The organism is Gilliamella sp. Occ3-1 (genome assembly GCF_001690655.1).
Taxonomy (GTDB): Bacteria; Pseudomonadota; Gammaproteobacteria; order Enterobacterales; family Orbaceae; genus Gilliamella; species Gilliamella apicola_P.
In genome coordinates this window covers 117530-132688 of the sequence record NZ_LZHQ01000034.1, presented here as the reverse complement: position 1 = coordinate 132688, position 15159 = coordinate 117530, and the positions used below count along the sequence as shown (strand labels likewise).

The following is a 15159-nucleotide window of genomic DNA, read 5'->3' as shown; positions in this document are numbered from 1 at the left end:
CTCACGTTTTGATAAAAAACTCAAATTTTCTATTATTTATTAATAGTAAAATTAGTTTATGTTATAGTATTTGACGAATAAAACCATTTTCTTTTTTTAGTTTCAGTCTGGCTTGCTCTGCATTTAAACTTGAAAGAATCATCAAAATAGCAGTTTTACAATGCTTATTACTTTCGGTTAATGCGGCAATGGCTTTTTCTCGACTGCAATCGGTAGCCTGCATAACAATGGATATTTGTCGTTCAACAAGTTTTGCGTTGGTAGCTTGTACGTCAACCATTAAATTACTATAGACTTTGCCGATTTTTATCATGCTGGCAGTAGTTAACATGTTGAGGACTAATTTTTGTGCTGTACCTGCTTTCATTCTGGAGGAGCCTGTAATTACTTCTGCACCAACAATTGGTGTAATAGCAATATTGGCTAAATTAATCATTGGTGCTGATGGGTTACAGCATAAGCTGATCACTATTGCTCCAATTGATTTAGCATATTGCATAGCACCTATTACATAAGGTGTGCGTCCACTAGCTGCAATGCCAACTAAAACGTCATTTGAGTTAAAATTAATGTTTTTTAAGTCAGTAATTGCCAATTCTGGGTTATCTTCGGCGTTTTCAATTGCCTTAAAAATAGCTGTTTTTCCTCCAGCAATTAAGCCAATAACTTGTTCTGGTGATGTGCCATAAGTTGGTGGACATTCACTTGCATCTAAAATACCTAATCGGCCTGAAGTGCCAGCCCCTATATAGATTAGTCTACCTTGATTTGACAATGTCAAACTAATTGCATCAACGGCTTTTGCGATATTGGGTAATTCTTTTTCAATAGCCAATGCGACTTTTTTATCTTCATTATTGATAATTTGTAGCATTTCTAATGTTGAACAGTTATCTATTTTTTCGCTATTTGGATTACGATTTTCTGTTAGCATTGCTGATAGATTAATGTGATTCATTATTTTTTAATCCTAACCATAATAAAAATATAACTAAAGCAAATAAACTCCCAAAACAAACACCGATAGCAGTAACTGATAAATTTAAAGCAACGGCTAACGTATAAAGCCCTAACATTATCATCATCGCTAAGTATTCACTTAGGTTTTGTACCGAAATAACACCGCCGGCACCAACTAAATCTTTACCAGTTTTTTGAATAAAAGCATTTAATGGTACCAAAAAGAAGCCACCTAATGCTCCGATAACAATGAGTAAAATATAAGACAAAATTATGTTGCTTTGCAAAGTGAAGGCAATTACCGCTATGCCCATCATTATACCAGCAGGAATACAACGTAAAGTGTTGTTAATTGAAATAAATGTACTAGCTAGGCCTGCACCAATAACAATGCCGATAGCAACTATTGCATACAGGTCTGTTGGCGTTGCATTGTCATGAATGTTTAATACATCAGGAACCCAGCTAATTAACAGCAAACGTAAAGTAATTCCAGCTCCCCAAAACAAACTAGTACCTAAAAATGCAAATACGTTCTGTTTATTGGTGAAGATAATTTTAATTATATTAACAAAATCTTTTAGCATGCCTATAAATTGCCATGAAATATTCTGTCGTGCAGCAGGTAATTTAGGAATAAAAAAGTTAGTAATAAGTGCCAGTCCATACATTAATACGCAAGCAAGTAAGGAAGCACCTACATTAAAATCGGCAATATGACCACCTGCTAGTGAACCAAGTAAAATAGCTGCAATGGTTGATGCTTCTATTAACCCATTTGCTTTAACCAAATTATCACCTGTAGTAAGTTCACCTAAAATTCCATATTTAGCAGGGGAGTATGCTGCAGCGCCTACTCCAATTAAAAAATAGCCTACAAAAGGATTAATGTTTAAACAGATACAACTAGCGCCCAGTAATTTTATACTATTTGAAATCATCATTGCCTTACCTTTTGATATGCTGTCAGCAATTTGACCAACAAAAGGGCAAAGAATGATAAACGGAACTACAAAACTAATCTGTAATACCGATTGACTCCATGCTGGATAATGTAAATTTTTTATGAAAGCTAAGATAGCAAAAAAGATTGCGTTATCGGCAAATGCTGAAAAGAATTGCGCCAGCATGGTTGTAACCATGCCTTTGTTTAACAGTGAATGTTGCTTCATGTAGCATCCTCTGGCTTATTCGTCAGCCATTTTGCGTAAGGTAATAAAATCAATTTTCCCCGTACCGAGTAGCGGCAACTCTTTAACTATACGAATATCACGCGGAATAGCTAATGCTGGAATGCCCAATTCTTGAGATGCCTGATTAAGCTGCTCTCGATTTAAATTTGTCGAGGTAGTAAATAAAACAATTGCTTCACCTTTATTCGCATCGGCTTTAACTGTTGCGCCGTGCATTGCATCAGAATCGACTTTTTTTGCTAAGGATTCTACACTTTCTAATGAAACCATTTCTCCAGCAATTTTGGCAAATCGCTTTAAACGTCCTTTAATTGTTACAAACCCCTCACTATCAATAGCAACGATATCGCCGGTATCATACCAACCTTTTTCGGCTTGTCCATTTTCATCAACTGCTACTGGTTCTTCAAGTTTGCCCGGATTTTCCACCCGTAAATAGCCTTTCATCACATTAGGTCCTTTGACTTGCAATTGACCTCCATCGGTAATGCCAGGAATGTGAATTAATCTTGATACCATGCCTGGCAATAATCGACCTACTGTACCTGTTTTAAACGCCATAGGAACATTCAGAGCCACAGCTGGCGCACACTCAGTAACGCCATAACCTTCTAAAATACGTATACCATATTTGTCTCTCCACTGTTCGCGCACTATGTCTGATAATTTTTCTGCTCCAGCAACAACATAGCGTAAACGCATAAAATCATATGGGTGTGCGTAAATGGCATAGTTTGCTAAGAAAGTTGGCGTACCAAATAAAACCGTACAATCTTGATCATAAATAATTTCAGGTACCATCCGATAATGTAATGGATTTGGATATAAAAATGTACGACTACCAGAAAATAGTGGTAGAAATAATCCTGCTGTAATACCAAAAGCATGGAATAATGGTAGTGCTGACATAAATCGATCGGCTGGCGTTGGATCAATAACGGTTCGAATTTGTTCAACATTTGCAAGTAAGCTAGCATGGCTATGGACAACACCTTTAGGATTACCCTCTGAGCCCGAGGTGAATAGTACTAGTGCTTCGTCATCACTTGATTGGGGGCGTTTAACTAAACGAGGAATATATTGATGAACTGCGACATAAAGTTTATCTTTAAAATTTAAACTATTACGTAGATCTTCAAGGAAACACCATTTAACATTTTTTATTTCTTCAAGAAGATAATCTAATTTTCCCTTTTTAATAAATTTGCGCGAAGTAATAATAATTTTAATTTCAGTGGCTTTAACTGCACAAGTAAGACCTTTGGTTCCGGCGGTATAATTTAGCATCGCAGGAATTCGATTTTTAACTGATAGGCCAAAAATTGTCGCAACAGTAATGGTTGCATTAGGTAATAAAACTCCTACACGCTCTTTATTCTTAGTGATTTTAGCAATAATACGGCTAATCCCTATAATTTGTTTTAACAAATTACGATAAGATGCTTCGTTAGTTGTAGGGTCTTGCACCATTCTTGATTTTACACCATAGCGGACTTGTGCTTCCAATAGTGCTTCAAATAGAGTTAACTTTGGACGACTTGCCATGCGTGCATTCATCATAATTTGATGAAGTTTTTCACCTGCAATATAACGTTTTTCATTAGAGTTAAGCGCATCAGGCATTTTTATAGATGTCGGTTTAAGTACATGAATGGTTATTTTAGGAAATAAACGACGTTTAAATAATCCTTTTAAACGACTAGTTAATGTAAATTCAGCGCCCTCGATCCAAACTGGTACAATTGCGGACTGAGAACGAGCAGCAACAAAAGCAGCGCCATCATAAATTTTCATTAATGAGCCTGTTACAGTAATTCTTCCTTCAGGAAATATCACTATCGGCCTACCTTTTTCAACTTCTCTAACTAATCGCTTTATTGCCATTGGACTAAGTGGATCCATTGGCACAAAATCAACATAGCGTTTTGCTAAACGGACTAACCAATGATTAATATAGCTAGGATAAATAGCAAAGACCGTTCTTACTGGCAAAAACACACCAATTAAAATACCATCAAGGAAAGATACATGGTTAGGTGTAATAATAATTCTGTCTTGTTTTAAATTTTCTAGATCACCATTAATTTTAACTTGGAATAAAATCTTTAAGAAAAATTTTAATATTTTAAATAACATCTGATTTCTCAATTACCGTGAAAAATTACACGGCGTAATAATAGTGAAAATATACAGAATAAACAAGAACTGTGTTTTTTCTTAATTTTTGTTATATAAGACAGCTTTTTATGGTTTAATTGACAATGAATCTTGATTAAAAAAATAGATAATAGATACTAAAAATCTAAATAAACATAGAAAATCAATAAGGAATTAATATGCTTATTTTAACGGCCAATGATATTGAAAGATTTTATACTATGAAAGATGCGATAGCTGCAGATAAACAAGCTTTGAAAATCTATAGTCAAGGAAACAGTGATGTGCCGTTACGAATAAATTTTGATATGCAAAAGGGGCAATGCTTGTTTATGCCCGCACATATTAAAGGTAGCGATATTGTGGGTATAAAAATTGTTTCGGTATTTCCTGACAATCCTAAATTGGGTAAACCATCAGTACCAGCTCAAGTTTTAATATTAGATCCGCAAACAGGTGAAGTCTGTGCTATGTTAGATGGCACTTTTGTTACTCAGCTTCGTACGGGAGCCGTTCAAGGTGCTGCAAGCGATTTGCTAGCTCGTAAAAATGCTAGTCGAGCAGTGTTGATAGGTACAGGTGGGCAAGCAGTATCTCAACTAGAGGCAATGTTAACTGTTCGTTCGCTTACTGACGTCGCTATTTTTGATATTGATACACAAAAAGCGAAACAATTTACAGAAGAGATGAAACATCGTTTTGCTCATTTTTCTACTAATCTTTATTTTTCACAAAATTTGGATGAAGACATTAGCCAAGCCGATATCATTACTTCGGTTACAACGTCAAAAGTTGTGACATTTAATGGCGAAAAAGTAAAACTTGGCACGCACATTAATGGTGTAGGTGCTTATACACCATTAATGCATGAAATTCCTGAATGTGTAGTTGAAAAGGCTAATATTCGGGTAGTTGATACTAAAGAAGGCGTATTTGCTGAAGCAGGTGATATTATTGATCCAATTAAACAAAAATTGGTATCAGAAGATGATTTTTTAGAGTTAGGAGATTTAGTGATAGATCCAACCCAATGCCGTCTAAATGATCAGCAAGTTACGCTGTTTAAAACTGTTGGTACAGCCGTATTAGACGTGTATATTGGCTATGATATCTATCTTAAAGCAAAAGAAAAAGGAATTGGTACGTTTTTGTAATACTTAGATATCAAGTTCGTATGATTTTTTGTCAAAAAGTTTTTGATAAATAGGTGTTTGAGTGTAAAAACTAGCTTTTTAATTCTTCTTTTTGTGAACGTCTAAGTAAAGCCATCGCTGCTTGTTTTGGGTCTTTATGCTCATAAAGGACTTGATAAATTTGTTCAGTGATTGGCATATCCACATGATATTTCTGGGCTAATAACCAGACTTCTTTTGTATTATTGAGCCCCTCAATAACTTGGGCAATAGCATCTTGAGCTTCTTGAATGGATTTATTTTGACCCAGTAACATTCCAAAACGGCGATTGCGGGATTGATTATCGGTACAAGTTAAAACCAAATCACCTAGTCCTGCCATTCCCATAAAGGTTGCTGGAACTGCGCCTAATGCTTCACCTAAACGCATCATTTCGGCAAGTCCACGTGTAATTAGTGCTGTTCTAGCATTGGCTCCAAAACCAAGACCATCAGATAATCCTGCACCAATAGCGATAACATTTTTGATTGCACCACCAAGCTGTACCCCAATAAAATCTTTGCTGCTATAAACACGAAAGCTTTTGCTACAATGGAATAAAGTTTGCAGTTGATTTAAAAAATGTTCATCAGTTGAAGCTACAGTTACTGCCGTTGGTAATCCAGATGCGACTTCTTTAGCAAAAGTTGGGCCAGAAATCACCGCTAATGGAATCTTATCGCCCAAAATCTCTTTCGCAACATTTTGTAATAATCGACCAGTATCAACTTCAAGCCCTTTTGTAGCCCAGACAATTTTTGTATCTTGGCATAAAAAAGGTTTAATTTGAGTCAAAATACTTGCAAAAGCGTGACTTGGCACCACAATAAGTAAAATTGGTGCTGCTGAAACTGCCGTTTTTAGATCGGTTTCAATTTGTAACAGATCTGGGAAAGGAATATTCGGTAGAAACTGTTTGTTTTGCCTATCATGCTGCAAAATGATCATTTTATCGGGATTGTGTCCCCATAACAAAGTTGAATGACCATTTCGCGCCAGTAAAATAGCTAAAGATGTCCCATAAGATCCTGCTCCAATTACTGTTACTGCAGCATTTTTTTTCATAATTACCTAATAAATTTATTTTCGGTTAATTCCAATAAAACAACTATTGTAGTGTTTCTTTTAATTCTGTCTCAGCTTGTTGTTGCTGAATATATTTCATAAATAGTGCTTCAAAATTTACTGGCTCTAAATTCACTTGTGGGAATGAGCCTTTATTCACTAAACTTGAAATTACTTCACGAGCATAAGGGAACAAAATATTTGGGCAATAAGCACCAACACAATGTTGAATTTGGCCTTCGTCAAATCCGATAAGTGAAAAAATACCTGCTTGGGTAACTTCGCAGATATACACAACTTCGTTTTGTTGTTTTACTGTTACAGTGACACGAAGCGCAACTTCATATACATTTTCACTTAAAACTTGTGAAGATGAGTTTAATTCAAGATTCAACTCTGGTTGCCATTGTTTAGTAAAAACTTCTGGAACATTGTTAGTTTCGAATGAAACATCTTTAGTATAAATACGTTGAATTCCAAATTGTGTTTCTGATTGTTGTGTATTGTTTTGTTCTGTCATGATAAAACCTTATTTTTTATAATATTATTTTTTAACTAATGGTAAATTCTCGCTGTTCCATCCAGTAATGCCGTCTTTTAATACAAAGACATTTGAAAAACCTTGTTTGACAAGTATTTCACCTATACTCGTTGATGATAAACCATTCTCATCAATTAAAATAACAATATTTTCTTTAAATTTTTCAATTGCTTTTGCACTTGCATTTTTAATATCGGTAGGCAAAATATTGTGAGAATCTGTTATATGCCCTTTTTTAAAACTATCAGCAGAGCGAGTATCAATAATAACTGCATCTTGCTTATTAATCATATGGATTGCTTGAGCATTATTGATAATTTTAACTTTAGACAGTTTACATTTGATGGTTAGTACAATGATTGCAATAAACAGTACAACCCAACCTAAGGAAAGTAAAAGATGATTTTTTAAAAAAGGTAGAATTTCGAGTGTTATAAAGTCCATACTTGTATAATTACCTAGTTTCTTCAATATAAGGAGTGATTATAGCGATAATGCGTAATGAAATATAGTGCCAATAATTGAAAAATTACTCTATAGTGAGCTGTTTTATTTTAAGAGGTATAGGAATGACTCACTTTGATTACAGTAATTCAAGAAACTATTATAATGAATATATGTAAAAATACAAAACTAACGCCGTATCACGTACAAGAAATATATATGGCGTTTATATCATAAAAAATAATCGTTAACGGTTTAGCTAAACTTTTTATGGTCAGTGGTTCGACTATTTATAACGTGTTAAAGAAAACATGATTGAATTTATTTATCCCTTTAACCAGTAAAAATGCGTTTTATAAAACCATCAGTTATGGAATTAAATATTTAGTTAAAGTTAATAAATTAATTAAAGATAAATTAAGGCGGCAAATTAAGGACTATAACAAGAGCTATCTAGGCGAACTGCTATATGTCAATACCAAACCTCCATTTTGGGTATTCCATTTATAACACCGGAAGACCTTATGAGTATTGAATAATATATTTTCATTGAACATAAAGCCTAAAAATAGGCAACAAAATTTCTATGTAAACTTTGTAATCGCTATAGGCTATTTACAGAACTGTTCACTTTTAAAGTTATATTTTTTGTGAAAAATATTCAGGAGTCTCTACCGTTTGGTGATTAATTGAGAATTAGCGAAATCTATTTATTAAAAAAAATGATAACTATCGTATCAATCAAAACTCAAGAGGCCATCCCCCCACAAACTAATAGGAAAAATGAAAGAAGTGATACGAACTTTGAGTCGAGATGTAGCATAATCAACCAATATTAAGCGATTTATTCGCCTTTATAATACTATTAAACTGATTCTCGCCAAAAAAGTGGACAGAAGTCTCATTTATTAAAAATTATTTAACCGCCTATCCTATAATCAAGGTGTGTCAATTACTTGGTGTCAGTACATCGGGTTATTTAGCCTAGCTAAAAAGACCCAACAAATCCATCAAATTCAGCGAGTATATCAAAAAGTAGTATTGGTACCATAAGGCACGTTTGGTTGCACCAAGCCTGCTTCATGATGTTAGAGATGCAGGCTATCCAGTTTCAGAAAGAACAGTTAGCCGTGTTTTGCAACAATGGGGATTACGTAGTTTAAGATTGCATAGTAAAGCAGCACGTAAATTCAAGCATAACATAGATACTGATATCCATCATCATATCGCCCCCAATACGTTAGATAGGCAATTTAACCCTGATAAGCCTAACACCACATGGGTAACCGATATTACTTACATTAAAACAGGTGAAGGTGGGTTATATCTGTCGGTGATTATCGATTATAATCGTATCCGTCGTCATTCAGCCAACGGCTGGATATCGCCTGAACAATATGAATAACAATATTATCAAAACAATAAAATGATAGAGGTGGGCACTGTCTAATATTTTGGCGAAGATCACATTATCTCAAGTATTTTTATTGCCTGCGGTGATAAAGGTATATTGTGTGGTCTATCCATTTTCATGCGTTCGGCAGGAATACTCCATAATTTTTTATCTAGATTAATTTCTTCCCACTTAGCCCCAACGGCTTCACTTGGTCGCGTTAATGTTAATAACTGCCATTCAATCACGCATTTGGTTTGCAATTCAATCTTTGCTATAGCTAAAGCTTGCATGAACTGCGGTAACTCAGTAGGGGGAATAGTTGGCTGATTTTTTTACTTTCGGGCTATTAAATACGTCGGTGATTTTAGCTAGAGGGTTATTATCGATAATTCCCATATTGACAGCATAATACATTATTTCATTAATTCGCCGACAAACTCTTTTTACTGTTTCGTATTTATTATTGTTATTTAATGGCTGTAATGCGTTAATTGCTTTGATAGCTGTTACTTGGTTTATTGGAATATCTTTTATATAAGGGAAAACATGATTTTCTAATGAACGCCAAGCCTTTTTGAGTGTTTGTTCTTCTAAACCTTGTTCTGTTTTGAATTTGAACCATTTCTCAGCCATAGCGTAAAAGGTATTATTACAAGCTTCTTGCTTACGTTGTTCTTGTTCCGCTTTGTAATGCTGTGGATCTATCCCTTGTTTAATTAATTCGCGTGCTTCATCTCGTTGTTTTCGTGCCTGCTGTAGCGAAACTTCTGGATAACTTCCGAAGCTTACAGTAGTCCTATTATTAGTTATAGGGCGGTAATATCTGAATTGCCATATTTTTGTCCCCGTTGACTTAATAAGTAAAAGCAAACCATTTCCATCATAAATAGCATAATCTTTACTTTGTGGCTTGGCATTCTTTATTTGTGTATCCGTCATTGGGGTTACTTTTTTAGGCATACTTTTCTCTTATGGGACTATGAAATTATTTTAATATGTTTGCATAGTCCTTAATATAGTCCTAAAAATTTTGGTTGTAAATGTACCTTACTGATACTTAATGGGCAATAAAATAGACTTTAAGTCTTGTTATTACTGTGTTTGGTGTGTTTTTTTGGGTTTAAAAGAATGTTATTGTTTATTGATTTGGTGCCGTGGGCGGGACTTGAACCCGCATGCTCTTAGAGCACTACCCCCTCAAGATAGCGTGTCTACCAATTTCACCACCACGGCGCCGTTATTATTCAGGTATATCTGAAGTTGAATTTTGCTGTACAGGTTGAGTAATTGGAGCTGTAGTAGGTGCGGTATTACCTTCATTCAGCTGTGTTGTTACTGGTACAGTATCTTCAATATTCTCAAATTCTCTAGATGAAGTTATTCGTGGTTTGCTACCTAAATTTGAAAGTAAAATGCTTATTACAAAAAACAAAATACCTAATAAAGTAGTAGCGCGAGTTAAAAAATTCCCACTACCTGAAGAGCCAAATAACGTTGCGGATGCACCAGCACCAAATGATGAACCCATGTCAGCACCTTTACCTCGTTGTATTAAAACTAACGCAACTATTATAACCGCGATAATTAAATAGCTTATAATTAAAAATTCGTACATTTCAACCTGTCAATTTATATGTTATACAACAGAATTTATTGATGCGAGATATTAGCGAAAGACAGTCCAACAAGCAAGTAAAATTTAAGATATGATTGATATATTTTAAGCATTTATACTTTTCAGGTAGTAAAAATACTTATTTTATCTGTAGATGATGTATTATTGTGTATTCACTAATTTTATTTCAAGCAATAAATTAAAACAGTCATTAGATATATTTATCATAATCAATTGTGAGTTTTTGAGTAAAACAAGTATAATGATGCATTTTTATAATAGTTCGCATTGATTTTATGAAATTTATTGTTAAGCTCTTTCCCGAAATTACCATCAAAAGTGATTCTGTTCGTTTACGATTTATTAAAATACTAACAAGTAACATTCGTAATATTTTAAAGCATCATATTGAAGATGTTGCGGTTATTCGTCATTGGGATTTTATTGAAGTTCGTCCAAAAGTTGAAAATAGTGAAGCTAAGATACTTGAGTTATTAACGCGGATCCCCGGTATACATCATATTTTAGCCGTTGATGAAATCACTTTTGTTGATATGCATGATATTTTTGAAAAAGCATTAAATTATTATGCTCCATTAATTGAAAACAAAACGTTTTGTGTACGCGTAAAGCGTCGAGGTAAACATGAATTTACTTCAATTGATGTTGAACGTTATGTTGGTGGTGGGCTTAATCAACATGTGTCTTCGGCTAAGGTTAAATTAACTCGTCCAGAAATCACCGTTCATCTTGAAATCGACAAAGAAAAGTTACTGCTGGTAAAAGGTCGACATGCTGGCATTGGCGGTTTTCCAACTGGTACACAAGAAGATGTTCTTTCGCTCATATCGGGTGGTTTTGATTCTGGTGTATCAAGTTATATGCTAATGCGACGCGGAAGCCGAGTGCATTATTGTTTCTTTAATCTTGGTGGAAAAACTCACGAAATTGGCGTTAAACATATGGCTCATTACCTATGGGAACGTTTTGGTAGCTCGCATAAAGTGCGTTTCATTGCTATTGATTTTTCTGATGTTGTTGGTGAAATTCTTGAAAAAATTGATGATGGGCAAATGGGAGTTATTCTAAAACGGATGATGATTCGTGCGGCATCAAAAATTGCGCAACGCTATAAAGTGGAAGCTCTCGTTACTGGAGAAGCATTGGGGCAAGTATCAAGTCAAACACTTACCAATTTACGTTTAATTGATAATGCCAGTGATACATTAGTTTTACGTCCTTTAATCACACATGACAAAGAAACCATTATCAATATTGCGCGTCAAATTGGTACTGAAGATATAGCTAAAACAATGCCAGAATTTTGTGGCGTGATATCTAAAAGCCCAACGGTTAAAGCCGTGAAAGAAAAAATTGAAGCAGAGGAAATGAATTTTAATTTCACGATTTTGGATAAAGCAGTTGCCGAGGCTGAAAATATTGATATTCGTGAGATAGCAAAACAAACTGATACAAAAATTGCTCATGTTGAAACTGTCACAACTCTAAGTGCCGAGCACGTAGTTATTGATATTCGCTCTTCAGAAGAGCAGGAAGATAACCCACTTATATTGAGCGATATTGAAGTTAAGCATATTCCATTTTATAAGTTAGCAACGCAATTTGGGCGTTTGGAACAATCAAAGCAATATTTGCTATATTGTGATCGTGGCGTAATGAGTAAGTTACAAGCGCTTTATTTAATTGACCAAGGTTTTAGTAACGTAAAAATATTTTCTATATAAAACTTAACAATAATTTACTATATTATTAGTAAATTTTACATATAATGAGTTTTTTAGGATAAAAACTATATTTGTTATTGAAATAATATCAAGAGTGAATTAGATAAAGAGGATTGCAATGAGCAGCAAATTACTTGTAGTGGATGATGATCAGGAAATTACCTTATTATTACGAGAGCTGCTTGAGTTAGAAGGGTATCAAGTTGAAATAGCAAATAATGGAATTCAGGCTTTAGACAAATTTGATAAAACAATAGATCTCATTTTACTTGATATTATGATGCCTGAGATGAATGGATTTAGATTATTATCTCAGCTTAGAGGTAAATTTACTGTACCTGTTATTCTTTTAACAGCCAAAGATGATGAATATGATAAAGTGATTGGACTTGAACTCGGTGCTGATGATTACATTATAAAACCATTTAATGATAGAGAGCTTATTGCCCGAATTAATGCACTTTTACGTAGAACCTATTGGGATAATATAGCTAACTATGGATTTGAAAAACCAATTCAATATTCAGTTGATAAACTTAATGTAAATCGAAAACAACAATCTGTTTTTTTTGATAACAAGTATATTGACTTAACAGGTACTGAGTTTCAAGTGTTGCTTACATTTCTTGAAAATGCAGGCAAAATAATTACACGTGAAACACTAAGTGAATCTGTTTTAGGTAAAGAATTTATTCCACTTGCTCGATCGATTGATGTACATGTATCTAATTTACGCAAAAAACTTCCTCCTAGGAGTGATGGTTTACCTTGGATTAAAACATTACGTTCAAAAGGTTACTTATTTGTTATTGATCAAAATAACAATTTGTTACACAAATAACATTATAATGAAAAATCAGATAACATAATATGTGGTTTTTTAACAAGCTAACAATCAGAATTTTCACAATATTTTTATTGACTATAGCTTTTTTCCTAATGTTAATAATGGTTTTGCCGAGTCTTGACTCTCGAAATTTAACCTATTTAGCAAACAAAGATAAACAAGCTGGTAATATGCTTGCACATCAGATTGAAAATGATCTTATTAATGTACCAAAAGATAGTTTTCGGTGGTGGATGCGTTTTATTGTTGTCATGGATAGTCATCAAAAACCAGGTCAATTTTTATTTATTGTTACTCCTAATGGGCAAATCATTACAGCTGAAACAAAAAATATTGCTTTAATCAAAAACTTTAGTGAAAAATCCCATGATGTCAAAGATCCTGCAAAAAAAATCTATGATTCTCAAGAAATTATAGGACCTTTTCTCATTCATTATGCTAATGCTGAATATCAATTATATATCCTACAACAAACTACAGATATTCAATCTCAATTAGTCAACTTTATATTTGATCATCCTTTTTTACTATTAACTTTGACCATGCTGGCAAGTTCTCCTTTTTTACTATGGTTATCTTGGAGTATTGCAAAACCAGCTCGCGGACTAAAAAAAGCAGCTGATCAGGTCGCAAAAGGAAATTTACAAGAGTGGCCTGAGCTAGAACAAATAGGATCGTCTGAATATAAAGCAACGGGGGCTAGTTTTAACCATATGCTAAGAGAGCTTAAACGAATGCAAAAAGTACAGCAGCGTTTGTTTTCAGATATTTCTCATGAATTACGCACTCCTTTGACTCGTTTGCAGCTTGCTACATCACTATTGCGGCGCAAACAAGGAGAAAGCAGTGAAGTTATACGTATTAATAATGAAGCGATGAAATTAGATTCTATGATTGGTGACTTATTGTCATTGGCAAGGCAACAATATGACAATAATGAAATTCGTGAGGTTAATAAAATTAATATTTTATTTAAACAGGTGCTTGATAATGCCACTTTTGAAGCAGAACAAATAGGTAAAACGTTGGTCGTTACAAATTTTCCAACTAACCATACTATATTATGCTATCCAATTGCTTTGTGTAGCGCACTTGAAAACGTTATACGCAACGCATTTCGCTATTCAAATAAACAGATCGACATTAATTTTGTAGCACAACAACAAAAGCTAACAATTACAATTGATGATGATGGTCCAGGAGTTGCTGAAAGTGAACTAGAACAAATTTTTAGACCTTTTTATCGTACAAGCGAAGCTCGAGATCGTGAATCTGGTGGAACTGGATTAGGGCTCGCTATTGTAGCTAATGCCATCATACGCGATCACGGTACTGTAAAAGCAGAAAAAAGTCATCTTGGTGGACTTAGAATTGTGATAATATTGCCAATTCATAAACATCAATAAATAATAAATGAGAAAAGTTGTGTCAAATTCAGCCTTAAACATCGTTTTATTTGAACCCGAAATTCCTGCTAATACAGGAAATATTATCCGCCTTTGTGCTAACACTGGTTTCAATTTACATATTATTGAACCAATGGGCTTTTTCTGGGATAACAAAAAATTAAGACGAGCAGGACTTGATTATCAAGAATTTGTTGATGTAAAACGTTATAAAAATCTCAACCATTTTCTAGATGCCAATCAAATTGACCTGTTAACCCAAGTTTATGCTTTAACCACAAAAGGGCAAAAACCACATAGTGAAGTCAATTACCAGCAAAATGACTTCTTAATGTTTGGACCAGAAACCCGTGGCTTACCTAAAACCATACTTGATGCATTACCTCAAAATAAAAAAATTCGCATTCCTATGCTAGCGACTAGTCGTAGTATAAATTTATCTAATTCTGTAGCCGTTGTTGTTTATGAGTCATGGCGTCAGTTAAATTATGTGGGGGCAAAATAAAATTTAATTTTACTCAGTTATACCTGCGGTACTAAGTATTCTCTATTTATAGTGATCACCAGCAAGCTAAATCTGGATTAAATTACAAAAAATTTTATTGATTATAATCTAT

At 34.1% G+C, this 15159-nt stretch carries 15 protein-coding genes and 1 tRNA gene; 6 read left to right on the top strand and 10 right to left on the bottom strand.

The genetic code is table 11. The features are described 5' to 3' along the window. Positions 1-61: 61 nt before the first annotated feature. The 3 genes from murQ to aas are packed head-to-tail and all read right to left on the bottom strand — an operon-like array spanning position 62 to position 4289. A complete protein-coding gene (murQ, locus tag A9G43_RS10300; protein WP_065608718.1) occupies positions 62-958 on the bottom strand; it encodes an N-acetylmuramic acid 6-phosphate etherase in 897 nt (298 codons plus the stop codon). Beyond that, a complete protein-coding gene (gene lplT / locus A9G43_RS10295; protein WP_065608717.1) occupies positions 945-2132 on the bottom strand; it encodes a lysophospholipid transporter LplT in 1188 nt (395 codons plus the stop codon). The genes murQ and lplT overlap by 14 nt, the downstream gene beginning before the upstream one ends. A gap of 15 nt (positions 2133-2147) precedes the next feature. Further along, complete coding sequence (gene aas / locus A9G43_RS10290; protein WP_065608716.1) at positions 2148-4289, bottom strand: bifunctional acyl-ACP--phospholipid O-acyltransferase/long-chain-fatty-acid--ACP ligase; 2142 nt, start codon at positions 4287-4289, stop codon at positions 2148-2150. 200 nt (positions 4290-4489) lie between these two features. Between aas and A9G43_RS10285 the strand changes: the two genes are divergently transcribed. Further along, positions 4490-5464 carry an ornithine cyclodeaminase family protein gene (locus tag A9G43_RS10285; RefSeq protein ID WP_065608715.1) on the top strand — a complete coding sequence of 325 codons (975 nt, stop codon included), beginning with the start codon at positions 4490-4492 and terminating at the stop codon, positions 5462-5464. Positions 5465-5534: 70 nt separating this feature from the next. Here the strand turns inward: A9G43_RS10285 and gpsA are convergent, their stop codons facing one another. Genes gpsA through A9G43_RS10270 form a run of 3 tightly spaced genes read right to left on the bottom strand, consistent with a single transcriptional unit; the run spans position 5535 to position 7533 of the window. Further along, positions 5535-6551: an NAD(P)H-dependent glycerol-3-phosphate dehydrogenase gene (gpsA, locus tag A9G43_RS10280; protein WP_141674068.1), complete on the bottom strand. Its 1017-nt coding sequence runs from the start codon at positions 6549-6551 to the stop codon at positions 5535-5537. Positions 6552-6591: 40 nt separating this feature from the next. After that, a complete protein-coding gene (gene secB / locus A9G43_RS10275; protein WP_065608713.1) occupies positions 6592-7068 on the bottom strand; it encodes a protein-export chaperone SecB in 477 nt (158 codons plus the stop codon). Between the two features lie 24 nt (positions 7069-7092). Next, positions 7093-7533 (bottom strand): rhodanese-like domain-containing protein, encoded by a 441-nt coding sequence (locus A9G43_RS10270; RefSeq protein WP_065608712.1) that lies wholly within the window; start codon positions 7531-7533, stop codon positions 7093-7095. 1060 nt (positions 7534-8593) lie between these two features. Here A9G43_RS10270 and A9G43_RS10265 point away from each other — a divergent pair. Then, positions 8594-8938, top strand: a complete 345-nt coding sequence (locus tag A9G43_RS10265) for a hypothetical protein (RefSeq protein ID WP_065608711.1) — start codon at positions 8594-8596, stop codon at positions 8936-8938. Positions 8939-8997: 59 nt separating this feature from the next. On the opposite strand, the gene A9G43_RS10260 is transcribed toward A9G43_RS10265, so the two are convergent. The 4 genes from A9G43_RS10260 to secG form a co-directional block, all read right to left on the bottom strand. Beyond that, positions 8998-9219 (bottom strand): tyrosine-type recombinase/integrase, encoded by a 222-nt coding sequence (locus tag A9G43_RS10260; protein WP_065608710.1) that lies wholly within the window; start codon positions 9217-9219, stop codon positions 8998-9000. A gap of 13 nt (positions 9220-9232) precedes the next feature. Continuing rightward, entirely contained in the window at positions 9233-9889 is a 657-nt protein-coding gene (locus A9G43_RS10255; protein WP_065608709.1) for an integrase arm-type DNA-binding domain-containing protein, read from the bottom strand. A gap of 187 nt (positions 9890-10076) precedes the next feature. Then, positions 10077-10162, bottom strand: a tRNA-Leu gene (locus tag A9G43_RS10250). A 7-nt stretch (positions 10163-10169) separates the two neighbouring features. Beyond that, the gene (secG, locus tag A9G43_RS10245; protein WP_065608708.1) at positions 10170-10544 is read right to left on the bottom strand and encodes a preprotein translocase subunit SecG; all 375 of its coding nucleotides are present in this window, start codon (positions 10542-10544) and stop codon (positions 10170-10172) included. A 296-nt stretch (positions 10545-10840) separates the two neighbouring features. On the opposite strand from secG, the gene thiI reads away from it, so the two are divergent. From thiI to trmL, 4 genes are all read left to right on the top strand, one after another. Beyond that, the gene (thiI, locus tag A9G43_RS10240) at positions 10841-12289 is read left to right on the top strand and encodes a tRNA uracil 4-sulfurtransferase ThiI (RefSeq protein ID WP_065608707.1); all 1449 of its coding nucleotides are present in this window, start codon (positions 10841-10843) and stop codon (positions 12287-12289) included. A gap of 118 nt (positions 12290-12407) precedes the next feature. Beyond that, a complete protein-coding gene (locus A9G43_RS10235; RefSeq protein WP_065608706.1) occupies positions 12408-13130 on the top strand; it encodes a response regulator in 723 nt (240 codons plus the stop codon). Positions 13131-13159: 29 nt separating this feature from the next. Next, positions 13160-14542, top strand: a complete 1383-nt coding sequence (cpxA, locus tag A9G43_RS10230) for an envelope stress sensor histidine kinase CpxA (protein WP_065608705.1) — start codon at positions 13160-13162, stop codon at positions 14540-14542. A gap of 19 nt (positions 14543-14561) precedes the next feature. Continuing rightward, positions 14562-15047 carry a tRNA (uridine(34)/cytosine(34)/5-carboxymethylaminomethyluridine(34)-2'-O)-methyltransferase TrmL gene (trmL, locus tag A9G43_RS10225; RefSeq protein WP_255308783.1) on the top strand — a complete coding sequence of 162 codons (486 nt, stop codon included), beginning with the start codon at positions 14562-14564 and terminating at the stop codon, positions 15045-15047. Positions 15048-15159 lie beyond the last annotated feature (112 nt).

Coding starts and splice junctions, on each gene's coding strand:
- secB (WP_065608713.1), bottom strand. CDS start 7,068: ATGACAGAACAAAACAATACACAACAATCAGAAACACAATTTGGAATT.
- A9G43_RS10255 (WP_065608709.1), bottom strand. CDS start 9,889: ATGCCTAAAAAAGTAACCCCAATGACGGATACACAAATAAAGAATGCC.
- secG (WP_065608708.1), bottom strand. CDS start 10,544: ATGTACGAATTTTTAATTATAAGCTATTTAATTATCGCGGTTATAATA.
- A9G43_RS10270 (WP_065608712.1), bottom strand. CDS start 7,533: ATGGACTTTATAACACTCGAAATTCTACCTTTTTTAAAAAATCATCTT.
- cpxA (WP_065608705.1), top strand. CDS start 13,160: ATGTGGTTTTTTAACAAGCTAACAATCAGAATTTTCACAATATTTTTA.
- thiI (WP_065608707.1), top strand. CDS start 10,841: ATGAAATTTATTGTTAAGCTCTTTCCCGAAATTACCATCAAAAGTGAT.
- aas (WP_065608716.1), bottom strand. CDS start 4,289: ATGTTATTTAAAATATTAAAATTTTTCTTAAAGATTTTATTCCAAGTT.
- lplT (WP_065608717.1), bottom strand. CDS start 2,132: ATGAAGCAACATTCACTGTTAAACAAAGGCATGGTTACAACCATGCTG.
- A9G43_RS10260 (WP_065608710.1), bottom strand. CDS start 9,219: ATGCAAGCTTTAGCTATAGCAAAGATTGAATTGCAAACCAAATGCGTG.
- A9G43_RS10285 (WP_065608715.1), top strand. CDS start 4,490: ATGCTTATTTTAACGGCCAATGATATTGAAAGATTTTATACTATGAAA.
- murQ (WP_065608718.1), bottom strand. CDS start 958: ATGAATCACATTAATCTATCAGCAATGCTAACAGAAAATCGTAATCCA.
- A9G43_RS10235 (WP_065608706.1), top strand. CDS start 12,408: ATGAGCAGCAAATTACTTGTAGTGGATGATGATCAGGAAATTACCTTA.